General features: G+C 48.2%; 32 protein-coding genes. 8 read left to right on the top strand and 24 right to left on the bottom strand.

Going from position 1 to position 25,257, the window contains the following annotated elements; all coding sequences use genetic code 11:
- Positions 1 to 36 precede the first annotated feature (36 nt).
- The 7 genes from R3F50_08275 to R3F50_08245 all read left to right on the top strand — a co-directional run bounded on the left by R3F50_08275 (position 37) and on the right by R3F50_08245 (position 4,449).
- The gene (locus tag R3F50_08275; GenBank protein ID MEZ5490301.1) at positions 37 to 459 is read left to right on the top strand and encodes an ATP-binding protein; all 423 of its coding nucleotides are present in this window, start codon (positions 37 to 39) and stop codon (positions 457 to 459) included.
- The gene (locus R3F50_08270; protein ID MEZ5490300.1) at positions 456 to 791 is read left to right on the top strand and encodes an STAS domain-containing protein; all 336 of its coding nucleotides are present in this window, start codon (positions 456 to 458) and stop codon (positions 789 to 791) included. The genes R3F50_08275 and R3F50_08270 overlap by 4 nt, the downstream gene beginning before the upstream one ends.
- Before the next feature lie 25 nt (positions 792 to 816).
- Positions 817 to 1,614, top strand: coding sequence for an ABC transporter ATP-binding protein (locus R3F50_08265; protein MEZ5490299.1), 798 nt, complete (start codon positions 817 to 819; stop codon positions 1,612 to 1,614).
- The gene (locus tag R3F50_08260; GenBank protein MEZ5490298.1) at positions 1,614 to 2,396 is read left to right on the top strand and encodes an MlaE family lipid ABC transporter permease subunit; all 783 of its coding nucleotides are present in this window, start codon (positions 1,614 to 1,616) and stop codon (positions 2,394 to 2,396) included. Before R3F50_08265 ends, R3F50_08260 begins: the two co-directional genes overlap by 1 nt.
- Before the next feature lie 74 nt (positions 2,397 to 2,470).
- Positions 2,471 to 2,920: an outer membrane lipid asymmetry maintenance protein MlaD gene (mlaD, locus tag R3F50_08255; GenBank protein MEZ5490297.1), complete on the top strand. Its 450-nt coding sequence runs from the start codon at positions 2,471 to 2,473 to the stop codon at positions 2,918 to 2,920.
- Positions 2,921 to 2,936: 16 nt separating this feature from the next.
- Positions 2,937 to 3,671: a VacJ family lipoprotein gene (locus R3F50_08250; protein MEZ5490296.1), complete on the top strand. Its 735-nt coding sequence runs from the start codon at positions 2,937 to 2,939 to the stop codon at positions 3,669 to 3,671.
- Positions 3,672 to 3,813: 142 nt separating this feature from the next.
- Positions 3,814 to 4,449 carry an ABC transporter substrate-binding protein gene (locus R3F50_08245; protein MEZ5490295.1) on the top strand — a complete coding sequence of 212 codons (636 nt, stop codon included), beginning with the start codon at positions 3,814 to 3,816 and terminating at the stop codon, positions 4,447 to 4,449.
- A gap of 138 nt (positions 4,450 to 4,587) precedes the next feature.
- Here the strand turns inward: R3F50_08245 and R3F50_08240 are convergent, their stop codons facing one another.
- The 3 genes from R3F50_08240 to R3F50_08230 form a co-directional block, all read right to left on the bottom strand.
- Complete coding sequence (locus R3F50_08240; protein MEZ5490294.1) at positions 4,588 to 5,187, bottom strand: SRPBCC family protein; 600 nt, start codon at positions 5,185 to 5,187, stop codon at positions 4,588 to 4,590.
- Between the two features lie 70 nt (positions 5,188 to 5,257).
- Positions 5,258 to 5,668: a VTT domain-containing protein gene (locus R3F50_08235; protein ID MEZ5490293.1), complete on the bottom strand. Its 411-nt coding sequence runs from the start codon at positions 5,666 to 5,668 to the stop codon at positions 5,258 to 5,260.
- Between the two features lie 349 nt (positions 5,669 to 6,017).
- On the bottom strand, positions 6,018 to 6,497 hold the full coding sequence (locus tag R3F50_08230; GenBank protein ID MEZ5490292.1) for a hypothetical protein: 480 nt from the start codon (positions 6,495 to 6,497) through the stop codon (positions 6,018 to 6,020).
- A gap of 226 nt (positions 6,498 to 6,723) precedes the next feature.
- Here R3F50_08230 and R3F50_08225 point away from each other — a divergent pair, with 226 nt between their 5' ends.
- Positions 6,724 to 7,188 carry a hypothetical protein gene (locus R3F50_08225; protein ID MEZ5490291.1) on the top strand — a complete coding sequence of 155 codons (465 nt, stop codon included), beginning with the start codon at positions 6,724 to 6,726 and terminating at the stop codon, positions 7,186 to 7,188.
- Positions 7,189 to 7,578: 390 nt separating this feature from the next.
- On the opposite strand, the gene R3F50_08220 is transcribed toward R3F50_08225, so the two are convergent.
- The 21 genes from R3F50_08220 to R3F50_08120 all read right to left on the bottom strand — a co-directional run bounded on the left by R3F50_08220 (position 7,579) and on the right by R3F50_08120 (position 25,020).
- Positions 7,579 to 7,896, bottom strand: a complete 318-nt coding sequence (locus R3F50_08220) for a UrcA family protein (GenBank protein ID MEZ5490290.1) — start codon at positions 7,894 to 7,896, stop codon at positions 7,579 to 7,581.
- A 553-nt stretch (positions 7,897 to 8,449) separates the two neighbouring features.
- The gene (locus R3F50_08215) at positions 8,450 to 8,941 is read right to left on the bottom strand and encodes a terminase small subunit (protein MEZ5490289.1); all 492 of its coding nucleotides are present in this window, start codon (positions 8,939 to 8,941) and stop codon (positions 8,450 to 8,452) included.
- Positions 8,942 to 9,214: 273 nt separating this feature from the next.
- The gene (locus R3F50_08210) at positions 9,215 to 9,676 is read right to left on the bottom strand and encodes a hypothetical protein (protein MEZ5490288.1); all 462 of its coding nucleotides are present in this window, start codon (positions 9,674 to 9,676) and stop codon (positions 9,215 to 9,217) included.
- Between the two features lie 48 nt (positions 9,677 to 9,724).
- Positions 9,725 to 10,144 (bottom strand): hypothetical protein, encoded by a 420-nt coding sequence (locus R3F50_08205; GenBank protein MEZ5490287.1) that lies wholly within the window; start codon positions 10,142 to 10,144, stop codon positions 9,725 to 9,727.
- Positions 10,145 to 10,228: 84 nt separating this feature from the next.
- Positions 10,229 to 11,440 carry an IS256 family transposase gene (locus R3F50_08200; protein ID MEZ5490286.1) on the bottom strand — a complete coding sequence of 404 codons (1,212 nt, stop codon included), beginning with the start codon at positions 11,438 to 11,440 and terminating at the stop codon, positions 10,229 to 10,231.
- A gap of 781 nt (positions 11,441 to 12,221) precedes the next feature.
- A complete protein-coding gene (locus R3F50_08195) occupies positions 12,222 to 12,644 on the bottom strand; it encodes an HIT domain-containing protein (protein MEZ5490285.1) in 423 nt (140 codons plus the stop codon).
- A 109-nt stretch (positions 12,645 to 12,753) separates the two neighbouring features.
- Positions 12,754 to 13,173 carry an NUDIX domain-containing protein gene (locus R3F50_08190; protein MEZ5490284.1) on the bottom strand — a complete coding sequence of 140 codons (420 nt, stop codon included), beginning with the start codon at positions 13,171 to 13,173 and terminating at the stop codon, positions 12,754 to 12,756.
- 104 nt (positions 13,174 to 13,277) lie between these two features.
- The gene (locus R3F50_08185; protein ID MEZ5490283.1) at positions 13,278 to 13,937 is read right to left on the bottom strand and encodes an HAD family hydrolase; all 660 of its coding nucleotides are present in this window, start codon (positions 13,935 to 13,937) and stop codon (positions 13,278 to 13,280) included.
- 281 nt (positions 13,938 to 14,218) lie between these two features.
- A complete protein-coding gene (locus R3F50_08180; GenBank protein MEZ5490282.1) occupies positions 14,219 to 14,977 on the bottom strand; it encodes an alpha/beta family hydrolase in 759 nt (252 codons plus the stop codon).
- Between the two features lie 437 nt (positions 14,978 to 15,414).
- Positions 15,415 to 15,969, bottom strand: coding sequence for a hypothetical protein (locus R3F50_08175; protein MEZ5490281.1), 555 nt, complete (start codon positions 15,967 to 15,969; stop codon positions 15,415 to 15,417).
- A gap of 154 nt (positions 15,970 to 16,123) precedes the next feature.
- Positions 16,124 to 18,268, bottom strand: coding sequence for a M56 family metallopeptidase (locus R3F50_08170; GenBank protein ID MEZ5490280.1), 2,145 nt, complete (start codon positions 18,266 to 18,268; stop codon positions 16,124 to 16,126).
- Positions 18,269 to 18,286: 18 nt separating this feature from the next.
- On the bottom strand, positions 18,287 to 18,661 hold the full coding sequence (locus R3F50_08165) for a BlaI/MecI/CopY family transcriptional regulator (GenBank protein MEZ5490279.1): 375 nt from the start codon (positions 18,659 to 18,661) through the stop codon (positions 18,287 to 18,289).
- A 402-nt stretch (positions 18,662 to 19,063) separates the two neighbouring features.
- Entirely contained in the window at positions 19,064 to 19,447 is a 384-nt protein-coding gene (locus tag R3F50_08160) for a hypothetical protein (protein ID MEZ5490278.1), read from the bottom strand.
- Positions 19,448 to 20,136: 689 nt separating this feature from the next.
- Complete coding sequence (locus tag R3F50_08155) at positions 20,137 to 20,931, bottom strand: VOC family protein (GenBank protein ID MEZ5490277.1); 795 nt, start codon at positions 20,929 to 20,931, stop codon at positions 20,137 to 20,139.
- 119 nt (positions 20,932 to 21,050) lie between these two features.
- The gene (locus R3F50_08150; protein ID MEZ5490276.1) at positions 21,051 to 21,464 is read right to left on the bottom strand and encodes an SRPBCC family protein; all 414 of its coding nucleotides are present in this window, start codon (positions 21,462 to 21,464) and stop codon (positions 21,051 to 21,053) included.
- Between the two features lie 116 nt (positions 21,465 to 21,580).
- The gene (locus tag R3F50_08145) at positions 21,581 to 22,066 is read right to left on the bottom strand and encodes a hypothetical protein (GenBank protein MEZ5490275.1); all 486 of its coding nucleotides are present in this window, start codon (positions 22,064 to 22,066) and stop codon (positions 21,581 to 21,583) included.
- A 535-nt stretch (positions 22,067 to 22,601) separates the two neighbouring features.
- A complete protein-coding gene (locus R3F50_08140) occupies positions 22,602 to 22,934 on the bottom strand; it encodes a YegP family protein (protein ID MEZ5490274.1) in 333 nt (110 codons plus the stop codon).
- 374 nt (positions 22,935 to 23,308) lie between these two features.
- The gene (locus tag R3F50_08135; GenBank protein MEZ5490273.1) at positions 23,309 to 23,803 is read right to left on the bottom strand and encodes a hypothetical protein; all 495 of its coding nucleotides are present in this window, start codon (positions 23,801 to 23,803) and stop codon (positions 23,309 to 23,311) included.
- On the bottom strand, positions 23,793 to 24,251 hold the full coding sequence (locus tag R3F50_08130) for a hypothetical protein (protein MEZ5490272.1): 459 nt from the start codon (positions 24,249 to 24,251) through the stop codon (positions 23,793 to 23,795). Before R3F50_08130 ends, R3F50_08135 begins: the two co-directional genes overlap by 11 nt.
- 73 nt (positions 24,252 to 24,324) lie before the next feature.
- On the bottom strand, positions 24,325 to 24,624 hold the full coding sequence (locus R3F50_08125; GenBank protein MEZ5490271.1) for a DUF2059 domain-containing protein: 300 nt from the start codon (positions 24,622 to 24,624) through the stop codon (positions 24,325 to 24,327).
- Positions 24,625 to 24,849: 225 nt separating this feature from the next.
- A complete protein-coding gene (locus tag R3F50_08120) occupies positions 24,850 to 25,020 on the bottom strand; it encodes a hypothetical protein (GenBank protein ID MEZ5490270.1) in 171 nt (56 codons plus the stop codon).
- Positions 25,021 to 25,257: the final 237 nt, after the last annotated feature.

Raw genomic sequence — 25,257 nt, 5'->3', positions numbered from 1 at the left:
GCCCGTTGACTAAAAATCAGCTCGCGGGGTTTCATTGTGGCGACACAACAGATTCTGGAATTTGCGTTTCCTGCCAAGCCGGAGCATCTTTGCACGGTAAGGGCCAGATTGCGTGAGGCACTGGTTAAAGCCAAGTATTCCAAAGAAACTATTGAGTGCGTAACGCTCGCCATCGGTGAAGCCTGCATGAACATTATTCAGCATGCCTACTGCGATGGCGATTGTGGAGATATTGTGCTGGAGATAATCAGGCAGGATTCCAGCCTGGTATTCAGATTGACAGATTTTGCCCGCAACAAATCCAGAGCCGATGAAATGAAGTCCCGGCCTCTGGATCAGATCCGCCCCGGCGGGCTGGGATGTCACATCATCAATGAGATCATGGATGAAGTGAAGCTGATCGATTGCGGCAAACGACAAGGCAATATTTTACAGATGAAGAAGGAAGTGATCAGTTGAAACACGTATTAAGAAACGAGTCTGATTTCGACGTGCTTGAATTAAGTGGCGAAATCGATCTCCATCACTCACCTACTCTCAGAGAGAAAATCCTGGCAACGTTGAAGGATGGCAGATCGCTCCTGATTGATATGCAGGAAGTCAGTTACATCGACAGCTCCGGTATCGCCAGCCTGGTAGAAGGCTTTCAGACCGCGAAAAAGGCGAACCTGCAATACGGACTATTGAGCATCAGCACATCGACAATGCAGGTTCTGACTATTACGCGGCTGGACCAGATTTTCTCACTCTATGACAGCGAAGACAGCTTCATAGAGATTCTTCAAGAGTGACCGAGCGCCCCCGATGACTTCTACAATGGCAATTGAAATTCGTGATCTGGTCGTGGAATACGGCAAGCGACGAATTCTTGATTCCATTGATCTCGATATACCTCTCGGACAGATTTTTGTCATCATGGGCGGCAGTGGCGCGGGCAAGAGTACACTGCTGCGCAGTATGCTGGGCTTGAAGAAACCCACTTCCGGCAAGATCAGAATCCTGGGGACCGACATCTGCAGCGCCAGTTCCACACAGCTGCGTGATATGCGCAAACAGATGGGCGTGGCTTTTCAAGGAGGCGCCCTTTTCTCGTCCATGTCGGTGGCGGAAAACATTCAACTTCCCCTCCACCAGCACACCGATCTCGACGAAACAACCATACAGATCATGACCCGCATCAAACTGGACATGGTCAACATGCTGCCACATGAAAATCTGATGCCCGCTGAATTGTCCGGTGGCATGACCAAGCGTGCGGCACTGGCGCGGGCAATCATCATGGATCCCAAACTGCTGTTCTTCGACGAGCCTTCCGCGGGTCTGGACCCCATCACCTCGGCAGAACTCGACGAATTGATCATCAAACTGAAACAGACGATGAACATGACCATCGTCGTGGTTACCCACGAATTGGAAAGTGTTTTTAAAATCGCCGACAGAATCGCCATCCTGGGTGACGGAAAGCTGCTGCTGGCGGGAACGCCAGAAGAAATACGCGCCAGTGACGACCCCAGGATTACAGGCCTGTTGAATCGAACCCCTCGCCAGGTGAACGTCGACGTGGATCAGCATCTGAGACGACTTGCGGGACTGGAAGAGGCATCACAAGACTGATGAAAACCGTGGAATCAATGGGCAGTGCCGTTCTGAATTCCCTGGAGCAGACCGGGCGTACTTTTTTATTACTGCTGATAATCGCCATTCGCATCGTGCAACCCCCCTACCAGTTCTATCCGATCGTCAGGCAGATCTATTTTATCGGTGCAAGGTCTCTCAGCGTCATCGTCATCTCCGGGTTAACTATCGGGATGGTACTGGGCCTGCAGTTCTACAATACCCTGGAGCGCTTCGGATCGGTGGATCTGCTGGGTTCTGCCGTGGCATTGAGTGTGTTGCGGGAACTGGGACCGGTAATGACCGCGCTGATGGTTGTAGGGCGCGCCGGGTCGGCCATCTGCGCCGAGCTGGGCATAATGAGAATTTCAGAGCAGGTGGATGCACTGGAGTGCATGGCCATCAGCCCTGATAAGTTTCTGGTGGCACCAAAACTGGTGGCAGGCATTATTTCCGTACCACTGTTGACCTGCGTGTTCAGCTTGGTGGCAATCTTTGGGGGCTACTTCGTCGGCGTCGTTCTGTTCGGCGTCGGCGAGGGGTCTTACATCAATGGCATGATCGACGCCGTGGTCTGGGGTGATGTACGGCTGGGCCTGGTCAAGTCCCTGATTTTTGGCCTGCTGGTAACCCTTATCTGTTGCTCCAAGGGCTTTTATATTCACCTGACCAGATCCGGCTCCCTGGGCGCCGAGGGTGTCAGTTATGTAACAACCGACGCGGTGGTAATCTCATCGATCGCCGTGTTATTCAGCGATTTCCTGATCGGCGCAATCCTTTAACGGAGTGATACTGCTATCTGTAGCGGACAGCAATCAGTGGCAGCCCGGCCTTTTTTCCGGAGAGTGGGAAAATTATGAACAAATTGAATATACAACTGATTACAGGAATTTTTGTCGTAATTGGTATTCTCAGCTTCAGCTACCTTGCCGTTACAGTTGCGGGTGCGTCCTTTATTGAGCAACCAGGGTACAACCTGACGGCCCGATTCACCTCAGCGTCCGGATTACGACCGGGAGCGATCATAGAAGGTGCCGGGGTGCGGATCGGGACGGTTTCCAGTATCGAATTTGATCCGGAGTCATTCGAAGCAATCGTCGAGATGCGCATCAACGACGGCGTTATAGTCCAGGAAGATGCTATCGCCGCCATCCGTACCCAGGGAATCATTGGTGAAAAATACATAAAAATCGTCCCAGGCGGCTTTGATGAACTGCTGACCGACGGTATGGAGTTTTACGAAACGGAATCCGCGATCAGCCTCGAGGAGCTCGTAAGTCGTTACATCTTCCAGACCGAAGGATGACCGGAGAATCCTTAAGATGCCAGTTAAAAAACTAACAAAAGCAAGCCAGACTGTTTTCAGATTGTTCGCCTTGCTCGGGTTGCAGCTTTGCCTGATTGGACCTGTCTACGCGCAGGACGATGATGACGACTTTTTTGAGTTCGACGAAGGGCCGCAGATTGCCGACCCACTCGAGTCGCTCAACCGGGCAACCTTCGCGCTGAACGACAGCCTGTATCGAGGCGTACTCAAACCGGTAGCCGTGGCTTTTCGGGTTGTCCCGGAACCCGCCAGGATTTCACTGTCCAATTTTTTCTCCAATCTCGGCACGCCGATCTCCGCCATCAACGCGCTATTGCAGCTCGACCTGCCCAATGCCGGGACCGAGGCGTCTCGCTTTGTAATCAATTCAACCCTGGGCATTCTGGGGCTGTTTGACCCTGCCGGCAGCATGGGTATCGAGCAGGACAACGAAGATCTGGGTCAAACACTTGGCCGTTATGGTGTCGGGCACGGATTTTACGTGGTGATTCCGTTCCTGGGCTTCAGCAGCTTACGGGATGGCCTGGGCAGTCTGGGCAACACGGCCATCAATCCGGTACTGGACCCGCTGTCTACCGGCGAAATCATCGCTCTGAATCTGGCCCAGGCCGAAACCACTCTTTCCCTGGATCCCGATACCTACGAAGCCCTTTACCAGAGCGCCATTGACCCCTATATTTTCTTCCGTACCTCCTACATACAGAATCGAGCCGGCCGTGTAGAAGAGTAACCCTCTGGCCCTGTTCGCGCTGCCTGCCCTGCCCCATGTTGAGTCCCGCTGACTTGGGCGTATAATCGGACAACCAGCCGGTGCAGCCGGCTTCACTGAAGATATCAGCAAGTCCGGGCCAGACCCGGAAGAGAGCTAACCAATGTCCATACTACTGAACAGAAAGAGAAGAACAACCGTGCCGGCAGGCAACTCCTTTCTGGCGCTGTTGCTTTGCGCGCTACTGCCCGGCTTTGCGCTTGCTCAGGCCAGCCCTACCGAACGGGTTGAAAGTGTCGTCGAGGAGGTACTGACTATTCTGCGCACCCAGTCTCTTACCGCGGATGCGCGCCGGGAGCAGTTGAAAACCGAGCTTGGCAAAGTGTTTGACAGCCGGGCCATGGCACAGAGCGCGCTGTCCACCAACTGGCGTAATGCCAGTACGGAACAGCAGAATGAATTCCAGGAACTGTTCCGCCAGACCCTGGAGAATACCTACATTGGCCGGATTGAAGCCTATACCAATGAATCCGTGGAATATCGGGACGAAGAAATCAATGACAACCGCGCCACGGTAGAAACCACGATCGTCACCAGCGCCAACGAAATTCCGGTTAATTACCGGCTGAGGCTGCGCAGCGATGGCTGGTACGTCTATGATGTCGAGGTGGAAAACGTCAGCATGATCAGTTCCTACCGGGAAACCTACCGCAGTGTCGTGAGGCGTTCCGGTATTGACGAGCTGCTCGCCGAAATGCGCCAGAATGTTGCGGAGTCCGAAGCCGTCAGCGGCCTTTGATCGCGCCATATATGCTATTGCCGGAGTGTGTCTCCCACAGGGCTGCCCGCGCGGCCACCTCCGTTCAACGACTCTGACGGCACCACCGATTGCCGAAAGGCACTCCTGGCGCCAGCGCATTCGCCGTCTGGCGGGACACTACTGATCCGATCCCGTCGCGGCCCAGGCCGCCGCGATGGCCTCGGCAGCCCTCTCAAAATCGTCTTGTATTGCTGAATTAAACGCCCGTTTTACCAGGAATGCCAGCCAGCGCGAACTTGGTTCATAGGCCAATGCCACTTGCAGTGTTGTACCCCCGTCCTCCCGGGCGAACAACTCGTAACGGGTAATCGAATAATTTAACGGTGCGGAAAATGTCGACCGCTGCATGTCAGTCAGATAGGCATAAGTGGTTGGTGCATCAAAAAGCAAAAATCGCTGCACAAGGGTTTCACCGTCTTCCATGGTGATCATTCGATCCGACCCGCTTCCCAGCAGGCCGGCAATTTCCGCATCAGAATGATCGAAAGCGACGCTGACCGCATTCTCAGTGTAGTCATGTGGTCGCCGTGAGAGAAAGTCAAAAACAAACTCAACAGGCGCTGCAATCGAGACAGTCGTCTGACTGTCCGGCGCGATTGCGGTGCGCTGCAGCTCCGCGACAATCAGGTTTTTATCAGGCCATTTCTCAGCCGCGACGACGTTGGCGCAAAGCAACAGGCCACACACCAGAACAGCGTAGGAAGGTGTTTTTGTCATATCCGGCGCCTCAGAAACCGTCAGGAATTTCGCCATGGGGAACGTAAATACAAGTCTTCTAGCAGGCAGGCTAGGTGCCTGATGAAAAGCCAAAATCCAGCCCCAGCACGATCGCACCCAGGGCGGTGGACCAGAGCGCACAGGCCAGCGCATCCAGCAACAGGTAACGACGCCCGTCGAAACCACTGATACCCATGGTCGCCGGTATCAGGCTGCGAATGGCCGGCACGAACCGACCGATAAAAACGGCCATGGCCCCATGCCTGCGAATAAGTGCTTCCGATTTATCTACACTGTTGCGATAGCGTTTCGCCAGCCGGCTGTGATGGAACCTCGTACCAACCCAGCGGCCGATATGAAAGCCCACCTGATCACCAGTCAAGGCACCCAGAAAGGCCAGTACCATAATCGTTTCAATAGGCGCCAGCTGATTCCCGTAGACCGCCGTCGCGACCAGCAACAGAAAGGCGCCGGAAACCACCAGCCCGATGCCAAGACAGGCCTCGGCAAAGGCCAGCAGAGGAACGGCGAAAATCGCGTACCGGCTGTTTACGTTGAACCAGTCAAGCGCTGCCTGTTCGATAGGACACTCCCATGAAGACCCTCAGAGTCGGGTGTCACCGGTCTGTTTTTAACTGTAATCGCCTCTGTCAGGAATACCCTCCAGCACGACAGGCAGTGATACCGATTTCATAGAGACGCTTACGTTGCTGGCCGGCGATTGGATGTCTCTGCTGGCGGGCCGCCAGACCAGGGAACCGCTTATCAATCCAGGAACCGCCGATTAACAATCACCACAACTCTCTGTGGTGGTAATTAATCAGGGTTCTCTAGAGTGCCATCAGGCGTTCCAGATACGGCAGAATGACCGCAGCCATAATGATGGCCTGAGTCCAGATGACTAGCTTGTGGTTGGAGTCTACCTTGGCTTCCAATTCGGCGAAGCGAGTATCGATACGGGCGTCCTGCTCTGCGAAGCGAGCATCAATTCGGGCATTCTGCTCCGCGAAGCGAGTATCAATTCGGGCATCCTGCTCCGCGAAGCGAGTATCAATTCGGGCATCCTGCTCCGCGAAGCGAGCATCAATTCGGGCATCCTGCTCCGCGAAGCGAGTATCGATACGGGCATTCTGCTCCGCGAAGCGAGCGATCAGTCGGGTATCGAGGAAATCCTGGGAAACAAGTGATTCAAGATTCACCGTAAATGCCTCGGTCAGTAAATCCGCCTGCACTTCGGCCAGCTCCGTTGGCATGCCCGCCTGCTCCAGGCGGCGAACAAATTTATGGGTATCAAATGCAGTAATCGCCATTACACATTCCTTGTCTCAGGCGTTTCTTGTGACAGTATAGCCACGGGGATAGCAGATTGCCAAACCATTTGTAATTCCTTCAGGGTATCTGAATCAATCGCTCCTGACGGTGAAGGCTGGCGAATTCCACTCGGGAGGATTCTGAAATTGAGCCTGAATCGATAATCTGCAATTTACGCAACGGGTCGACTCCGGGTCTTGGCCGAATTCGGTATAAGAAATAAGAATGAAATCTGAAAAATTCAATAACTTGATTTCTCTAACGGCTAATTTTAGAGCAATTGCCGGTATAGTGTTCTTGGCAATAGAAGTTGAACAAAATACACATATGATGAATGCACAAACTCGAGACTCGGTAACTAAAAGTATTCTAGCGATCCAAGAGTGGAACAATGATTTAGCTACTATCGAGTTAATGGATCGTGGAGTAGCCGGACAGCTTGCGACAAACACGCTTGAATGGGCCACTTTTAGAAGTAGAGTAGAAATGCAGCTTCGCGTTTCGGAAAACGAGCTGTATCAATATGAGCAGGGCTTATTTGAGGAAAACGAATTCTTACCCCGCACAACTGTTTGGCAAGGTGCTATGAATACCCTTGGATTCAGACAAGCATGGGAATCTGTCAGGAATACATATTCAGTTAGTTTTCAAGACAAGATTGAGGAAGTTCTTCGGAACAACGAAGAATAGCAGCGAACGCGGCCTGCAAAACATCTATTATTTCGGCTTCTGGTTGAGTTCCGACTTTCATTATTCGTATCACAGCAGATCAGTAACTTATAGAATACTCCTAAATAAATCTTGGCTGCGCTTGATAAGCGAATTGGTCGTCATAGTGCCCGGAATACTTTTCGCACTTGCTGCTGACTCATATTTGGAAAATTGCATCCACCGTCCCCGGCCATTTCTTCCTTGAGCACCCCCTTAGCTATTCGGCTTCGGCAGGTTTAAGTGCATCCTCATATTCCTGTAAAGACACCTGTCCCCGTCTGGGGCAATAACAAACTCAACGCGTTGCTACCTTGCCGGGACGGGCCGTTGTGGCCCGCCCCGGAGGTGTGCTGGAAAGTTCCTTAAAGTTCAGTCCGTAATTGCGATTCCGGATGGTTTAATCGTATTCATCGCATCAGCCACCGCCTTTCGGTAACAGTTCCGGTTCGCGCTCATCCGACTGAATGATCCCGCACGGCGAAGATCTTGCGGGCCGCAGACTTTGGCAGCCGCCTGGCGTATCTTACGTTCCAGAGTTTCTCGGCCCTCCGCCGTGGACACCATCTCCGGACTGTAAGTGATTCTGACCTGTCCCTGTTCAGCATCAACATCTGGCTCACTGACACCAGCCACGGCTGTTGCAGAAAACGCGCCCACTACTACCATAGTAAAAATAGCTTTCTTCATCTTCCCATCTCCCAAAAAGTAACAAAATGGTTAAGGTGCGCATCCTTGTCTATTTAGACGCGGGGTGATGTAAAAAAGTTACCACTACTTTTTAAGAAGACATTCCCAGGGCGAAAGAGAGTTGTGCCCCACGAGACACTGGACTTGACCAGCCTTGATCTAACTTCTTTTTATATTTTAATGGAACTAACACGCAGTACACTGCTGAGTCGCTGAAGCTCTGACTGTATACGAAACGGGCAATCTGGTAGTTGAGATAAAACTGAGATCTGGAGGAAATTGACAGGAAAAGTTTCAATAAGCGAGTGCCACTCGCGGGCGTTACACGCTTTATCTATCTGGCTGGATTTTGCGGTAATTCTTGAGGGGTTAGAGATATTTTGTAAAAAGACCCATGTCTGATTGGCGGAGAGGGGGGATTTGAAAGCTTAATCTATCTATTTGTTTTTATTTAATTTAACCATCTTCTTGAGCAGCTGGTGTTACTTCCGTTGTTACTAATATTTGTTTTCAACGTTTAATCCCAAGACTAATTTTAACAGCTCTGATTATATTAAACTTCAGGAAAGACTGCCTCAACGTCAATAGATCCAGTCGCGAGTTCTTCGAGTGCTCCGTAGAGTTCATCCGTTATTACCTGGCGGCAGAACCGCCTATCAGTTGACCCGGCCACTACATGGTCGATCCGGGCCGGGATAGATAGGAGCCTGGCTTTAGCCGCCAGCACCTCTGCCGTGCGGATCTTCACGGCATCCTCGATGTAGATCACCTCCCCGCGTTTCTTTGCTGCCTCGACTTCGGCAACAGTTGTATCAGCGGCCAGCTTTCGTTTCTTCAGCTCTTCCATGTCGGCTTGCGCAACGTCACCGACAGCGTTCGCTACCGCCTGGTTCTTTGCCCACTGGACGCAATCAGGAATATTCAGAACCCACTGCTTGCCCTGGGTGCCTTTCTGTTCATAAGGCATACCATCCAGGACATACTTGCGCATGGTGGTCAGGCTCACGCCCAGTATCACCGCTGCTTCCTGTAGGTTCCCTTTCATAAAGTGTTACCTTCCGTAACAATAACAACCCGAATACGGGCCGGCACGCACACTGCTTTTTTCGGGCTACCTGTCACCCGTACCCGCCCCCCCCAGGGAGGACCCGCTACTTGATCCGGAGGGACATGACAATGCAAATAAATCTCAGCTGTATTATCGGATCTCACTTGGTAGTTCGTGACAGACAACAAAAGCAAAGCAGAAGTTCGAGTTCCCCTGTCCTACTTCCGCTACCGGCTTCTGAGCGGACGTTGCAATTAAGGGAAACTGTGTTCAAAGGATTGGTAATCTACTGCATTGATAATCCGAATCAACTTCGACTTCTATATATTCAGAGAGCCATGAAAGAGCCTCTTTCGTTGCATCACAAGACAAGAAATGTCCAGTAGGGTACCAAACCACTTTTTTGGAATCAGAGCTAACCGTGTTTTGGTAAAGCAGGGCAGCTCCTTTTGGAATAACGCGATCATCCTCACCGTTTTGTAGAAGTATAGGAACATTCCCTATGTGAAGAACATAGTGGATCGGGTCAATATCAAACATTGGATCTGATTGTCGAAGAGAATTTCTTCCACCGGTTCCAGACGCCAAGACAAGTGCTTTTAAGCGGGGCTCCACTGCTGCGAGGATGCCTCCTACCGCAGCTCCGTAAGAATAACCGTAATAAGCAACCTGCTCTGTATCCACAAATTTTAAATCACCTAACAGTGAAATTATTGATCGTAAATCTTTGATTAGCTGTACTCGTTCATTCCTTTCTTGGTCACCTGAGTAACGAAGTACTCAAGGACCTATTCCATTAGCTCGATCTGATCTATGAAGTGGTGGGTCTAATGCCACGTATACGACTCTCGTCTGGCTCACCAAATTGATCCCGGGACCACGTGAGTATTCTGGAATGTGAGATAAGCCATACATTGTTAGAATCACTGGAAACATGCCATTTTCAAGTGGTCGGATAATTGTTCCAGCGGCTTCCCCGTTGTCCAGGCTTTTGAATCTGAATCGGCTAATCAGAACTTCACCTTCTGTTTCCCAGTTTTCAAAGGTTAACTGTGAGTCTATTCGTGTTGGAATTTTGAACAGATATTTGTTCTCTTCGAAAATTTGCGAGTTTGGTTGGACTGGTTCAGCATTCACAGAACCTGTGGCAATAAGTGCACTCGCAAAAACACAAGCCTTCAAAATATTCGTAATATTCATGTCAAAATATGTTTCTGCGAAGCGGGATCGGGTAGTGTCAAAAATGTTTCGCACTTTTTCTTCAGGGGCAGTCCCGGTTTTTGGTTAGGCTGCTGAGTGTATTGCTTCCTGATCCATCTCCCTCAGCAACTCCATGTTCATGTACTTGCGGGTTCCCCAAGACGTGGCAGAAACATGCCGAAGCCTAGCAGCCACCAGCATCAATGCAGAGTGACCATCCGGGAAAGCACCGACTACCTTGGTCCTGCGCCTAGCTTCCTTGAGCAGCCGTTCCATCGGATTGTTGGTCTTCAGCTTCAGCCAATGCTGCGGTGGATAAGCATAGTAGGTCAGAGTTTCATGAATTGAGTTCTCTACCAGCTCTGCTGCCACTTTGAGCTTCATCGCTTTTAATTTCTCAACGACATCCCTGGCCTTATTCTCAGCGGCCTCACGACTCTCCTGGGCGTGAATGGCCTTCAGCATGGCCGCTACCTCTCTGACCCTGCCACTAGGCACATGGGAGAATACATTGCGATAAAAATGAACAGCACAGCGTTGCCAGTCCGCGTCCGGATAGACCTCTGCAAGTGACTCGATCAGGCCCAGACAGGCATCTGAGATAAACAGCCTGACGCCTTTCAATCCGCGTTTCTTCAGCTCCTTGAGGAAGCCCAGCCAACCGGACTTGTCTTCCTTATGCCCCTCAGAGACGCCCAGAATGCGCCTGAAGCCGTCACTGTCTACACCAATGGCCGCCAGCACCGAGACATTCTTCACCTCGCCGCCCCAGCTGCGCTTGAGCACGATCCCGTCCAGATATACGTAGGCGAAATCCCCCTCAAGGGGCTGGCTACGCCAGCGTTCAATATGCTTATAGACCTTCTTGTTGAGATTGGAGACCGTGCCTGACGAAACCCGGGTGCCCCACAGCGCCTCAGTAATATCTTCCACGCGACGAACTGAAACCCCAGCCAGGTACATCTGCACAATGGCTTCCTCGATGGATATATCCCGGCGTCGATAGCGTTCAATTATTGCTGTCTCAAAGGTCTGCTTCCGCAATTTCGGCACCTTGATCTCGACTTCTCCGGCTTTCGTGTGGAGTTTCCGTTTGTAGCTACCGGCCCTGGAATCAATGCGGTCCGGGGAGTGCTCGTAACGCTGGGCATTGCAGAGATCATCAGCCTCAGCGTCAAGCATGGCATTCAATGTCTCTTCAACGGTTCCCCTAACCATCTCATCCAGATGGCCGCGGATCTCGCTCTCGTCGATACGTATCACCTTGCTCAAAGGTTTTGTGTTATCGTTTTTCATGGGTGGCTTCCTTATGGTCTGTACTGTGGTTTGGCGATTACAGTTTTAACAGACCGGGGCCACCCCCTTCAAAAAAATGTGCGAAAAATATTTTACGTTATCCGGGATCGCACCAGGGCTCTAGTCGTAAATTGCTCTTCAAATAGAGGTGTATATTCAATCTCTTTTTCTAATTCACCACGATTTGGGGATCACTGCAGTATCCCACCAATATCGCTGGAAATCCATCGAATGAAAGTACTAGGAAGAATTTAATGAACTGGAAGTCCCTTTGTCCGCTTCGGGTATATTAGGCGATCTAGCTCTAATCCTCGGGAGCGGCCTCTGTCTGGCCTTAAAGGAGACAGTGGAAGCCAATATCTTCTAGGCGGTGGTCTAGGAAATCAATATGAACGATAAGGAGGGGTAGCTAGCGAAAGGTAGTTCGCTATTTAGTTGCATTCCAGCTTGGCAACTTGATATAGCGCGCCCAAGCTGCAAATTCAGCGATCGCTCCCAATATCAAGAATCCTATTGCAGGCTTGTCAAGACCCACTGAATAGAAGTATATGGCCGCTACCAAGAGCAGAATTGTGACCATGAGTTTTTTCATAATGTTCAGAATACGCCTATTCTGGGGAAATGCCAATAATCGAAATGTCGGGATTGGGGTTAAAAGGCGACCAGGCTAGTTCGAATCTGGACGTCCGCTTTGCAGGCGCAAGTAAATTCAACAACTTACGTTGATAGCAGACGTTTCAGTCGCTGCTCTGGTCGGCTCCTTGCGGCTTCTAAGCCGACATTAATTCGCTTGTAATGTGTTTGTTCTCAACAATTTTTCAAGACCGTCTATATCTCCTTCCCACGGGTCTAACCCAGGCCATGTATTAATGCCATCATCGATAAATCTTGGCATCAAGTGGAAGTGGAAATGGAAAACGGACTGTTGTGCTGCAGCCCCGCTTGCATTCATTAAATTGACTCCTTCGCAGCCCAAAATCTTTCGATACTTTTCGCTTAGCTTTTTTGAAGTTTTCATCAATGAGGATGCTATCTCACCAGGCATATCAAAAATGTCTGAATAATGTTCCTTCGGCAGAATTAACGTATGTCCTTTCGAGTAGAGTGTTCTTGGGAAAAATGCGATTGATCTTGCGTCCTCGTAAATTACTCGTGCTTGCTCGGAGCCACTGATAATCCTACAAAAAATGCAATCGGTTTGCATGGTCAATTAAGCTCGAAGCAAATTGTTATCGCGGAAAACCACATATTTCGGCACATGAGCAAGCTCACATATACTGGAGTATTTTGTGATTGTGGCCAATAGCTGCTACTCAATTTAAATTTCCAAACTGAAATACTGCTTCCTTATTGAGCAAATTATTTAAAGGCAAAAATAGTGGTTGGGGAAGATTATTGAAATCAAACCATTTCCATTGCTTACAATAACCCGGCTCTCTATTTTCTGCCTCCCCCTTATGGCATAAAGCTGTCACATAAAGGGTTACACAGTGCATCCTTTCATCTTCAAAAATGTCATTAGTAAATCCATACTTTTTTATCGATGTCAGTTCAAGTCCGGTTTCCTCAAAGACTTCGCGCCGCGCACAATTTTCTACGCTTTCCCCTATCTCCAATTTCCCTCCGGGGAGCGCCCATGTTCCGGCACCATGTGCCCCAATTCTCTCTCCTAACAGAACTCTATCATTCCTGATAATGAATACGCCGACACCGACTTGCACTACATTGCTCATTTCAATTTTATCTATATGCTCAGTGAAGGTTTATTAATCAAAAGTTTATCAACTGAGGAAGCCCAATTATTCTAAAGGCGGCTTTCGGCTTCAAAGCGGCCATTCTATACCTTCGGTAATCGCCTCAATTCCAAATTATCGATCAGTAGGGGTAATTCCATCATATTATCGAATGTTATGGCCCCTGCCGCTCGGAGTTCTTCTTCGGAAGTAAGATCGACAAAACCTAACACTTGCATACCTGCCGCGATAGCACCTTCAATCCCAGCTGGGGAATCCTCGACTACTACGCATTCCTCAGGAGCCACACCCATTTTTGAGGCAGCATGAAGAAATAAGTCAGGAGCGGGCTTGCCTTGGGAAACATCCGAAGAACTGTAAATACCCTCGGTAAAGTACGATGTAAGCCCTGAAAGCTCTAAGCCTAAACGGATATGCTCGTGAGAGCTACTAGACGCAACACAGCGGCGAGTAGCGAGCTTTTCAAGAGTTTCTTTTATTCCTGGGATAGGGCGAATTTCCTCATAAAATCGCTTCATCCCAATTTCTTTGTATTTGTCGTTGAGCTGTCGCTCAGGTACTGGACGACCAAGCAATTGCTCAGTAATAATTATGCAGTCCTTTGTAGATCGGCCTTTAAATCTCTTAATTACCTCGTCTAACGACAAGTCGAGTCCGATCTCTTTCAGACACTCACGATATACGTCATTGAGTATTCGCTCAGAATCAATCAGAACTCCATCGCAATCAAAAATTAATAGCATTCGCTTAGCCTAGCAGATCTGCGAACGGCAGCAATGGGTTTATTTGCAGCCGGTCTTCGGGCCACGCTTCAACGTCGGCTTTCATGACAACGGAAGTAGCCTTTTACTGCCTCTGTTACCGAAACTGGCTTCACAGCGGACATAAAGGATCTCCAGTAACCTCTCCCATTGTTTGTTAGAGGGGATTGAATTTCCATTGTTGACCTTGATCGGTATTCGGTGAAACTAACAATTTTGAAACTAATCCCCAAAAGCCAATTTGCTTCCTTGAAATTGATTTATTAATCCGTTACCGACCAATCTGCGATCGCTAACGCGACAAAGTCCCCAATTAACCTCAGATTTTTCTCAAACGCCTCGTTGCCAGATAGAGGTAAGTTCTCGAAGCTATGGTCGCCACCGACTACAGCCAGTCTGCTTGGTCCTGTTAGCTCTGAGATCAATCTGTAAAGTATAGAAGGAGAGCATAAAGGATCTGAATCTCCCACCACAAAGACTAATGGGCGAGTCTCTTCGTCGATGCTTGGATAGTAGTAGTCGTGAATAGGCGTTGGCTCTTGATTTCCACTCTCTGCCTGGCTGCATACTGGCGTTAGTAAAGCCCCACCTTTTAACGAAGAGTCACCTTTCAAAACATGCCAAGCTACAGAGGAGCCAAGTGACTTACCTGCAGCCCAAATCCGTTCCGAATCTACGCGAGTATCAGACTTTGCCAGAGCAACCACTGCATTCATATCCTCTATTTCCAGCACAAACTCGTTAGAGAGATTGCCTTGAGGTGTGCTTGTGTAATAGGCCCAGTTAAAACGAAAGACAGCAAAGCCGGCAGCAAGCAACCTTTGCGCTGTTTTCTCTAAAGCGGGTAATTGCATGTGATAGCCCTGACCGGGAGCCAGTACTACAGTTGTAAAAGGGCCGGTGCCTTCTGGTAATTGTGCAATGACATCAATTTTAGCCCCTCTAGGCGTCGTGAGTGTCAGCGACTCTCCGCTCGATGTTCCTGCTAAAAGCAAAAGGATTCCCGCCAATAGATATTTCATATGCGCATACTCCCCGAATAACCAAATTCTGCCTAGATTTTTGAAGCTTACCTTTTTCTGATCTATTCCTGCTAGGGAATAGACAAAGGATTTTCGAGTTATTGCCAGTAACAAATATGCCGGAAATAGAAGACCAATGTTACGAAATTGGTCGCAGCCGTTGCGCCGAACAACTTCCGCTTCGGGTTTATTTGCAGCCGGTCACTAGGCCACCCTTGAACGTCGGCTTTTATAATAGCGGAAGTAGCCCAAGGCTGCCTCTAGTGCTGAAATCGGCTTCAAAGCGGACATCCTAACTCATCGAAAGGTGGGAAATTTGAAGCGGATCGTATTACTCCCCCGCTAATACAAGGACCTTAGGGCATGGCATCTTCATTGACCTGCATCTGCTATTTGGAAACGTTTGCTTCAATAGCTTCACTATATTGGAATCGAGCTTAGTTTCCAGAATAACTTTCAAGTCGATTTTTTAGCTGTGCCATTACATTCGCAATTTCACCCAATTGCTTGTCAGCCAAGGTTAGCTCTTCGATTTTCTGAACCAGAGCATCGTAATTTCGCTTTCGATTGTTCTGTCGTACGACTTCCGATTCATTTTGAACACTTCCAATTGCGTCAGCTATACCCCATTCAACACCACCAGTGGAAAATGAAAAGGCGAGATTGGCACCATCAGCCGCGCGTTGCCGTATCATAAAAAGCGGTTCACAAGCGCGCTTTCTGATATGAGACATTGTTGGAGTGTATTCATAACAATACATATCGTACATGTCGTCGGTATTCAGCTCGTTAAACCTAGCGAAATAATCTTCTTCCACTTTTTGAATGAGTTCCCGGTAGTATGCTTTCGACGGTTGACCGGTGATGACGACTTCATAGGGTGTCTCTGATTCCTGTTGCGAATTGGAATCACCAGCTTCCGTCTGGGCTACGGCGAGATTGGAAACGAACAGGGCAAGCAGAATGTTGGCAATCGACAACTTCAGTATCATGATATTTCTCCTCAATTTGTGGTCAGTGACCAATTGCACAATTTCTAAAAAAGGCAATCGACCTCTCGCTTGTTTTATTGGCTTCAAGTCAAGTGTCCGCTCTCGGTTCATGTCTTGCTAATGCTGTGAACTACAGAGTAAGCTTCTCCGCTGTTCATTGTATTTTCTCTAACCGTGCTCTCATGGCCCTCAACGTAGCATTTAGGCCACGAAAGTATTCATTGCGAGCCAGCAGTGCATTCATCTCTTCTGTGAGTCTCTGAAAATTTTCTCGATTGTTATTCACAATAGTGTTTGTAGTTACTTGCGAAAAATCCCTGTGAATAAATTTCGATTGCATGTTTTCACTACGGGAATCGATTAGGAATTTAGGTTCGCAGTAGCTGTGCGAGATATGCGAATTTGTTGGACGATACTTCCCGCAAATTATCGTTAAGCTTTTCTCTATAGAATTGCTATTGAACACCCTATAGAACTCCTCTTCTGTGCTCTCTATTTGTCTGAGCAATTCGTTTTTTGATATCTCATCTAAAAGGGCGATTTGACTATTTCCCTCGTTGACAGCTTGGGTCGTCGTTGTCTTTCTGTTTAGGTTTGGATTGCCCTCGATAGGTTGCCAAACATCCGTAAGTTCGAGATCGACGACAGTTTCCGGTACTTCCGCATTGGCGAAAAAGCCATCGCTAGGTTTTGATCGCGCTGGTCGCAGCGTACTGATTTCAATCTGGCGATGCGCGCTTGGTTCCTGGAAAGGAGTTACGGAAGCAATTGGCGCAGGCGGGGTGCTATCCAATTCCCTACGACCAACCTCTTCGTACTCCGCAGTTCCGCTGTCTACGTCTGTTATTCCATCAGGTGTAGTGAAGCTGGTTGATTGCGGCTCGGGAACAGGTTTGCTGTCCGAAGTTATCGCCGTTGAATTAGAATCAATTGATGGTTCCTGCGAACGGCCATCAGCCATGGATTGGATAGCGCCTTCATTGCCACCACCCAGAAGTTGATCAGCAGTCTCTACATTGATAATAGCATCATTGAGTTCAGTGCTTGTTCCTTGTTCTGTTTGTAGTGTTTCGTATTGTTGGCTCCTTGTTTCCAGGATAACGAGCTGGGTATTCGAGAAAGTCGAAATGGCGGCATTGCTTACAGGAATCGCAGGCCAAATCAATACCGATATTAGGAGAAATACAAGAATTACTGCCAAAAAAATGTTGTATTGTCTACTTTGAATTCTATTCGAATGATTGGCTTGTCTATCGAGCAAAATGGCAAGCCTAGCCCCCAGTCCCCATGAGGATTGAACACATCCTACCGACAACGAGTGTTTCTCGGCGCCCTGCGGCATTGCGGTGGCAATAGCCAGCAGATTGGTTGCAAACGACTTTATTTCCTTGCTTTTATTCGGGCTTGAACTAGCGATTACCCAATCATCACATGCTAGCTCACGTTCAAATCGGATCTGACGGTTCACATAGTTGATTCCCGGGTGCCAGAACGTAAAGATTGAAATGAAGGACTGAAACAACGCAACAAATGGGTCGTAGCGCTTTATATGCGCAAGCTCATGAATAAGCGCCTGATTCACGAATTCCGGATCAACACTTTCACAATCAACCCAGGCTTTGGGTAGGACAATCCAGGGCTTGAATAGTCCACATGACAAAGGCGAAGTGATCGCTTCATGAGTTCTCAAGCTCGGACATTTTGTCAGTCCTACAAACCTCATCAAGCGTTGTGTTTTCTCCTTCCAGCACTGGTTTGCGGCTTCAGAAGTTCTGAATAGACTTTGCAACTTGATGTAGGCAATCGCGAAAACCATTAGTTTCACAAAGGCGCCAACGACTATCGAACACAACAACAGTCCCAGAATCCAATTTACCAAGGCAAATTTTCCCAGAGTAGAGCTGAGCACATCAAAAATGCGACTCTCTATTGTGCGAACTGAGGCAAGCATGTCAGAGAATGAGCGCTTTAAGCCAGCAGTGCTGGTTGATTCAAAAGCGTTTTCGCTCTGTGGCGATAGGGCATTGCGGAAATCGGTTTTTACAACCGTGTCGAGGTGACTGCTCTGTGTTTTGACTGCATCCGGGTTGTTTTCTGGAATTTCTACTCTATTAAACGGGTTTAGGGTTGAAGCCGGCATTAGGATCAATACGAGTAAAACGCTGAGCCAGGTACTGTGTCGAGTCGCTGCATTTATTCTGGACTTCGCTATATATTGAGAAGCCAACAAAACTAGCAAGCTTCCCAATATGAGGTGGAAGACTATTACTGACGTGATGAGTTGAATGATCTCTGTCATTGAGAAAATCTCAGTTGTTCACGATCTTTCTATCAATTCTTTCAGCCTACGTATTTCTGCTTCGTCTAACTCTTCATCTTCCAGAAGATTGGCCACAAGCGAATGTGGCGAATCATTAAAAAAACTATTCAGCACTTTTTTAAGTGCTTCCTTGCTTGCTTTATCTTTTTCTACAATTGGTTGAAAAATAAATGTTCTGCCGGATATCGTGTGGGATACATAACCCTTTCGTTCGAGGATTCGCAGCGTTGTCTGTACGGTACTGTATGCAATCCGAGATTGTTGTTGGAGCACGCTGGTTACTTCTTTTACCGACGCACTTTTGAGTGACCACAAGACATCCATAACGCGTAACTCGCCGTCTGTCAGGGTTTTTGAAACTTTACGCGCCATTTCATGCAACCACTATTAATTAATTAATACTTACAATAGCCATCAGGAGCCAGCCTGTCAACTAATTAATTAAGAGATGGATGGAGACAGATTATTTGCATGACAAAGTATTGGACAAATTTGAGACTACTTGTTGGTGCATCTAACGTCTGCATCGGGTCTAAAAGGCGACTAGGTTAGTTCGAATCCGGACGTCCGCTTTGCAGGCGCAAGTAAATTCAACGACTTACGTTGATAGCAGACGTTCCAGTCGCTGCTCTGGTCGGCTCCTTGCGGCTTCATAGCAGTCGCTGCAATGACAAATGTAGTTGCAGTAGTTCAGACGCGCAAGTTTGTTGGCGTGGACTTTGCGTCTTTTTCAAAAGTCATTGCGACATATTTTTATCAGTCGAGAACGGCATGCTATTCGATTCCGCCGAAAAGTACTTGGTATAAGAAAAAAATTGCCCAAATACTGTGAGCTACCCACCCTGATATTCTCACGGTATCTGGATTTTCCATTTCAAACGATTGTACCGTTGGGTCTATCATTACGTCGGCATACCAAATCGATGCTAGTGAAAGAAAGCCAATTGTCAGACCCCGTCTATTCATATCTTCGGAACCGAAAATCACATACAGTGCTAGCACAAAAGCTAGAATAAGTCCTGCTGCAATCTTTCCTCTGTCCCAGAACGGCTCACTTACAAATCCCGGAGTTGGCCGCGACCAGCCGAAATAATATATTCCAAAAAGAACGCCGTAGACGGCACAAGGGATCGTTAGATAGGCGAGCCTTTCGATCATGGGCTACAAGCATCTCCCACCATCCGTGGGGAATCGCAAATTTTCATAGTAAGAATCCTCGGCCTTGTAACACATTTATACAGAGCCATTTAAAAAAGTTCCGGTAACGAACATATCGGAACTAGAAGGATAATATCGCGAATGCGGGCATAATCACTGCACAAAAACCACTTCCGCTTCGGGTTCAGTAGCTGCCGGTCTCCGGGCCACGCTTCAACGTCGGCTTTCATGATAGCGGAAGTAGCCTTATGCTGCCTCTATTACCGAAACCGGCTTAATTGCGGAAGTTAAGACTTCACAAATCAAATTCTCTTGCCATGACCAGTTGATAAATGGGAAGCAGCTTGTTGTTGAAAAGGCAGCTTGCTACGCTGCTACGACAAAGTCGCTTGGTAATTAGTCCGCCAGTTTCCCTTGGTAATGACACTACTACAGTTAAAGAGGGTCGAGGGTTACCTTTAAGATGGCGCTCTAACTGCCTTGCGAATCATAGTTGCAAATGCAACGCGATCGATATCTTCGATTTTCTCTACTCGGTTATGTCGCACATACTTTCCCTTCCCCCGGAGCATTTCTATTGGATCGGTAAAGGTAGCTCCTGCGAAAATCCAAACTGAACGTGATCGGACTGGGTGTGAATAAAAATTATTGGAATATCGCCTTTTAGCCACACCCCATTAGTCTATTTGTCAGCCTTCGTTTTTGCGTGGTCCCACCAGCGCGAACGACGCGCCCTGCGGGTCTATGCCGTTAACTTGAAACTCACCGCCAGGGATTTCGGTCGGCTCAAGAGTTATCTGACCACCATTCGCCTTGGTCGTCGTCACCGCCTCGTCTATGTTTGGCACTCGAAAATAGTACGTCCATGTGGATACAGGCATTTCATCGGGCTTTGTCATCACAGCTCCGATCATGCCTGGGCCGTGTTGAAAGAATTGATAAGTCCCCATCGGGCCCATATCTATATCGCCCTCCTGCTTCCAGCCGAACTGATTGGTGTAAAAGTCAACCGCGCCTGCCTGGTCGCTGGTCGCGAGTTCATTCCAGGCGCAATGGCCAATCATGGGCTCAATAGCCGCAAAGGCGGTGCTTGTTAAGTCGGGATTTTCTGCAGGCGGGGTGGGCTTCATGATGTAAAACATTACACCTTGAGGATCAGTCACAAACGAGATCCTTCCGGCACCAGGTATATCTTGCGGCTGCATGTGGATGGTTCCGCCGGCGGTCTTGATTGACCTTGCCGAAACATCAACATCATCAACAAGAATGTAACCCATCCAACAAGATGGGCCCGGCGCGCCATCGGGTATTTTCATCAACCCGCCAATCCCTTTGTCGTTCATAGAAACGATGCGATAGTCACGATCCTTCTGTCCGCTATCGCTAAAGTTCCAGCCGAGCAGCGGCCCATAAAACTCCTGAGCAGCGTCAGGGTCGCTGGTCATCAATTCATACCAAATAAAATCGCCGTGTTTGTTAGACATAGCCTTGCTCCTTGGTGCCCTTAATGGATCGATATATGACTTAGCCAAACGATTCTCGGCAGTCTGCGATCGAGATTTTCACAAACTCACTTTGGGTACGATAGCATTCATTATTGTTGTCATTTTAATTCAACATATTTAGCAAAATTGTTAAGAATACTCTGCCAGCCCTGGCGTTGTTGTTCCGCCGAATGTTCATCTTCTGCGTCGAAAGATTCGATGACTCTAACCTGGCCATCCTCAGACACAAAACGGATAGAAACTGTCCTTTCATCATCCATATCAAATTCAATTAGTTGCTTCTCGATTATCGTCGTATATGTACCCTCGAAATCGAAACCCATGCTGCCATCTTTAGCTTCCATTCGATAAGAGAAACGACCACCAACTCGCAGATCATTTGTACTACTTGGGTTGTGCCAATCGTTTGTAGCTGCGTTCCATTGATTAATGTCGTCTGGAGTAATCCATGCTGACCAGACATCGTCCAAGCTAGCATTGACTGTGGTTTCAATGGTTATTTTTATGCTCATAGGTTTAACCGTGCTAGTTTCGCGCTACTGTCAAACGTCCGCAGTTTAAAAGCGGTAGTAAGATTGTTTTGATTCTACTTCCGCTCACGGCTTCGTAGCCGACATTGATTCGCTTATTAGCCGTCTAGGACAGCCCTAATATCTCTGACTCGGGGATCGCTGAGAATAGCCCCCCGAAGATGCAATATGTGAGCGTTCGTGTGCGCTCTATATGAGGCATAATCTCCTATCACCTCATGTGGCATTATGACGGCATCCAGAATATTGTAATTCTCATCAAATATAACTGCTGCTAGTTGGTCAAAGTCTTGAGATTCAAGATTTCGAATCGCGCTAAGTTGCCTCGAATTATTGTCCGGTGTGATTCTCCGCCCCTTAATCTGGATTTTTACCCCATCCCTATCTATTCCATCGAACCCTGCAACAGAATTATTCGCCAGCTCTAGACCTAAACCCCGGGCCACCAGCCATTCTGTGTAGTCTCCAACAGGGTTGTTTTTTGTGCGAACCACACCTCGTCGTTTTAGCTCTTCGATTATAGAAGAATGCAACTGAAGCAAATCGAGGTTGGAAAGAGTTTCAATGTCCACGATATCTCGCATAGCAAACATCAGTAGTGGAGGGGGGCTTATTATTGTTAGTCAGTATCCCACTGAAAATGGGCGAAATCCACAGTAGCCGTGCGGAAAAGAGCGGCTAACCCTCCGAGTCTCTTAGGTCGCCTTGGAGTTGACTCCTGTCCTTGTGCGAATACAACGGCGTATGCCGGGTTTATTAAGTAAAGCTGCCATCGTGTTCAATCAAGTCGGCTTTCTGCCCGGTGTCCTTGGCCCACGTAACATCCCCAGCTTGACCGTGAATCGCTTAACTGCGTCTTGCATTACCTCATCAACCCACGTGCTTTCAGGTCCCGTTCCATAGCCCTGAGCTCAGCCATCTTCTGTCGGCGATACTCCTTCGCCGCCTTCGTCTCGAAGCCATGACGGTACTGTGGGTGATCCTTGCCGTGGCACTGATGCGCAGTGGCCGGCTCATTATTCGTCAGCAGAAATGTGGGGGCGGGTGTTTTCTGATTGGCTTTAGGCCAAAGGTGACGGAGAAGGGAGGCAATATATTTACCTCCCACGCCCATTAGAATTATTCAACCTCAACGGTGCTAGCGCCGTCTGCAGCTCGCTTTACGGCCTGAGTTCCGTCTTTTGCTGCACTCTCTGACGAGTACGATTGAGAAGTAAGGATAATCTCACCATTCCCAGCTTTCAGTCTGAAGTAGAACTTTTCATTCTTGCCCTCATAGACCTCGAACCGCTTATCATCCTGAGAGTTCTTCTTGACGGACTCAATTCCATTGCTGGCACCTGCTTTGGCTTTATAGCCCTCAGAGGATCCGACAGTTTCACCGTTTCCAGCTTTGAGTCTAAACCTGAATTCACCTGCTTTATCTTTATAAAGCTCAAATTTTCCTGCCATACGTTAGTTCCTTTATAAAATTTGATTGAATTTAACTAACTGTCTGATGGTCCACGTAAAGTAGACGCCTGGAGCTGACAATGTTATTGCAGCTCGGCCTTCATCAGCTATCAATCACACCTGACATTCGCTGCGGAGTCAAGCCAAGTGGCCAGCATAGTCATATGGGCCATACACACTATTCTGGGCCTTTTTTAGGAGCGATACGGCGAGATGGTACTATGGGGTCACCTGAAAGGCCAAAACGCACCGGAGGGGCTGGAATTTGCCCTCTGTCGGGCCTCAGTTGACGCCCCCAGGGGCTGCAAGTCCATTACTTTAGCGAAGGCTTGCTTATAGTGACGATTTTTTCCCGACATAGATATTAAATCGCTTTACACCGGATTCGATTTTCTTAGATCGGCCAGTCTTGAGCGTAACTGCCTGATTGAATCCTTGTGGTCTAATAGTTCAGCGATGGTGAATAACCGGCTCTTTTGTAATGGAGAAGTAGGTAAGCCCACGACGTTCGCTGCGCTTTGCCGTTGCAAGTCAAATCCCCAGCGGCCATGGAAAAGCTCATTTCTCAGTTCCCGTATGCCGTGAGCATCGTTAATCCATTCGTCATACTTCTTAACGATGTTTAGTGCCCCAGAAAACTTTTCCTGCACCTTAACTTTTAAGAGGTTGATTCGGAGGTTGAAGTTCATGTCGTTAACTTTCTTCGTCAGTTCCTCCACGCCAACACTATGATCTGACCAGCAGAGGTACAATCCGAGCTCCATATCCAGCTGAGTAAATTCAAAAAGAATATAGCCAATAGCGGTTGCGGCTTCACGTTCTACCCTGTCGTAGTCTTTTTGGATTGCTGGAGCGTTCTTAGTCTTCATTGTCTTCTCTTCGGTATGAGTAAGTCGAAGGCTCAAGCTTAAACAGTACTTCTGATAACTGAACTTCGAGAGAAAGACTATCTCTTCCCATACTTTTACGCATAGCCCTCACCAGTTTTGTGAAAGCGATAATTTCTTGTTCTTTTTCAAGTGTGCCGCCTTGAAGCCAAAAGCTCTCTAGAGCCACCACAACAGGTGCATCAGAACATACACAGATCCTGGCCTTTGCATCGTTGAGCAATGCAAGCTCAGTGATCTCATCTTGCGTTCGGCCTGATCTTCTAGCGGAGACTAATAGAGAGATGGATTTCAGAAAATCAGTATAAGAATCCAAGCGCATTTTAGCCAGTTCGTCATTGCGGCTCTTTTTCTCAGACAGCACATGACCGAAGACTGCTCCTATGAGTGCTGTAATAAGCGAGAGTATTGCCGCTAGAGTAATTGTCATAAAGTCTTCTAGTTAACGCCCGTAATGGCAGTGGTAGCCCACTGCTTCCTTGTTGATGTGTTATGTGTCGTCATCACTTAACCTCGCCAGAAACTATCCGTGTTCCAGCTGCTAACTCATCAGAAACTTTTTTCTGGCTCTCTAATATAGATTGGCCAATTTCTGTGTTGTAAAAGTCGAGTAGTGCTAGTAACTGTTCAGGTTCGAAGTGTTTGATATACAGCTCAGTTTGTTCCTGGCGCATTCTTGACCTCAATTTCTCGGTCATATCAGCGTCGGGAACTCCATTTAAGTTCGCAAATGACCTCACGCGACTCATTACCGTGAGATCGACTACTTTTTCAGCAAGTTCTCTTTTTCTATCCGTATCCACGTTACTCACCCGAGACACATAGCCCGTAATAATAGGCGCAGTTTGCGGAGCGCAAGCTTGTAAAAATGGCTGTAGGCAATTCACAAGCTGTGAGTGTAGCAAACTGTTTTATATTTGATTTATTTGTATGGCCCAATTTCACCTGGGCAGCTGGTAGCGTATTACTAAACTCGCACCTTTACCTTTTTCTGGCTGGTTTACGATCTCGTCACCAGCCTTCATTTCCTAGCGCATGGCATCACAGCAAATTGGCATTCGATGATCTTTATCAGGATAACCGCCAATCCTCCGATGGAGGTTCCCCGACTTTACATCGACAGCGACAACTCCAAGGTTTTCAGCGACCTTTAAAGTTTCTTTTAGTGCGGCTCGAAAACCTTCTATATTGGTGCTCATATTCTGCTGTTCCTCGAAGCCAAAGATAAATGACTCCATTGAATAATGGGCAGGGTGTCAGCCCCCGTCTGCTTTTTAATATGTTGGTTCTGCGCAAACAATGCTAGTAAATAGATTGTCTTTAGTTCTAACTAGACTCATAGAGTGATGCGTATACCCTAGCAGGGTATCATCAAATACTTCTATCGCTAGTAAAAGCAAATTTCGGGCTGCGGTTTTGACGTCCGAAGCCTTGAC

The sequence above is a fragment of the Gammaproteobacteria bacterium genome (assembly GCA_041395725.1).
GTDB lineage: Bacteria > Pseudomonadota > Gammaproteobacteria > Pseudomonadales > Pseudohongiellaceae > NORP240.
Note: the sequence above shows the minus strand (reverse complement) of the source record. Positions and strands in the feature narration are given on the sequence as shown.

Bases quoted from the DNA above. Each gene is read 5' to 3' on its own strand.
- R3F50_08160 (MEZ5490278.1), bottom strand. From the start codon at position 19,447: ATGATCGAAAGGCTCGCCTATCTAACGATCCCTTGTGCCGTCTACGGC.
- R3F50_08150 (MEZ5490276.1), bottom strand. From the start codon at position 21,464: ATGAGCATAAAAATAACCATTGAAACCACAGTCAATGCTAGCTTGGAC.
- R3F50_08180 (MEZ5490282.1), bottom strand. From the start codon at position 14,977: ATGAAATATCTATTGGCGGGAATCCTTTTGCTTTTAGCAGGAACATCG.
- mlaD (MEZ5490297.1), top strand. From the start codon at position 2,471: ATGAACAAATTGAATATACAACTGATTACAGGAATTTTTGTCGTAATT.
- R3F50_08230 (MEZ5490292.1), bottom strand. From the start codon at position 6,497: ATGGCGATTACTGCATTTGATACCCATAAATTTGTTCGCCGCCTGGAG.
- R3F50_08265 (MEZ5490299.1), top strand. From the start codon at position 817: ATGGCAATTGAAATTCGTGATCTGGTCGTGGAATACGGCAAGCGACGA.
- R3F50_08165 (MEZ5490279.1), bottom strand. From the start codon at position 18,661: ATGGCGCGTAAAGTTTCAAAAACCCTGACAGACGGCGAGTTACGCGTT.
- R3F50_08225 (MEZ5490291.1), top strand. From the start codon at position 6,724: ATGAAATCTGAAAAATTCAATAACTTGATTTCTCTAACGGCTAATTTT.
- R3F50_08220 (MEZ5490290.1), bottom strand. From the start codon at position 7,896: ATGAAGAAAGCTATTTTTACTATGGTAGTAGTGGGCGCGTTTTCTGCA.
- R3F50_08260 (MEZ5490298.1), top strand. From the start codon at position 1,614: ATGAAAACCGTGGAATCAATGGGCAGTGCCGTTCTGAATTCCCTGGAG.
- R3F50_08250 (MEZ5490296.1), top strand. From the start codon at position 2,937: ATGCCAGTTAAAAAACTAACAAAAGCAAGCCAGACTGTTTTCAGATTG.
- R3F50_08240 (MEZ5490294.1), bottom strand. From the start codon at position 5,187: ATGACAAAAACACCTTCCTACGCTGTTCTGGTGTGTGGCCTGTTGCTT.
- R3F50_08185 (MEZ5490283.1), bottom strand. From the start codon at position 13,937: ATGCTATTAATTTTTGATTGCGATGGAGTTCTGATTGATTCTGAGCGA.
- R3F50_08145 (MEZ5490275.1), bottom strand. From the start codon at position 22,066: ATGCGAGATATCGTGGACATTGAAACTCTTTCCAACCTCGATTTGCTT.
- R3F50_08120 (MEZ5490270.1), bottom strand. From the start codon at position 25,020: ATGAGCACCAATATAGAAGGTTTTCGAGCCGCACTAAAAGAAACTTTA.
- R3F50_08140 (MEZ5490274.1), bottom strand. From the start codon at position 22,934: ATGGCAGGAAAATTTGAGCTTTATAAAGATAAAGCAGGTGAATTCAGG.
- R3F50_08200 (MEZ5490286.1), bottom strand. From the start codon at position 11,440: ATGAAAAACGATAACACAAAACCTTTGAGCAAGGTGATACGTATCGAC.
- R3F50_08155 (MEZ5490277.1), bottom strand. From the start codon at position 20,931: ATGTCTAACAAACACGGCGATTTTATTTGGTATGAATTGATGACCAGC.
- R3F50_08245 (MEZ5490295.1), top strand. From the start codon at position 3,814: ATGTCCATACTACTGAACAGAAAGAGAAGAACAACCGTGCCGGCAGGC.
- R3F50_08175 (MEZ5490281.1), bottom strand. From the start codon at position 15,969: ATGATACTGAAGTTGTCGATTGCCAACATTCTGCTTGCCCTGTTCGTT.
- R3F50_08215 (MEZ5490289.1), bottom strand. From the start codon at position 8,941: ATGAAAGGGAACCTACAGGAAGCAGCGGTGATACTGGGCGTGAGCCTG.
- R3F50_08170 (MEZ5490280.1), bottom strand. From the start codon at position 18,268: ATGACAGAGATCATTCAACTCATCACGTCAGTAATAGTCTTCCACCTC.
- R3F50_08195 (MEZ5490285.1), bottom strand. From the start codon at position 12,644: ATGCAAACCGATTGCATTTTTTGTAGGATTATCAGTGGCTCCGAGCAA.
- R3F50_08130 (MEZ5490272.1), bottom strand. From the start codon at position 24,251: ATGACAATTACTCTAGCGGCAATACTCTCGCTTATTACAGCACTCATA.
- R3F50_08135 (MEZ5490273.1), bottom strand. From the start codon at position 23,803: ATGAAGACTAAGAACGCTCCAGCAATCCAAAAAGACTACGACAGGGTA.
- R3F50_08205 (MEZ5490287.1), bottom strand. From the start codon at position 10,144: ATGAATATTACGAATATTTTGAAGGCTTGTGTTTTTGCGAGTGCACTT.
- R3F50_08190 (MEZ5490284.1), bottom strand. From the start codon at position 13,173: ATGAGCAATGTAGTGCAAGTCGGTGTCGGCGTATTCATTATCAGGAAT.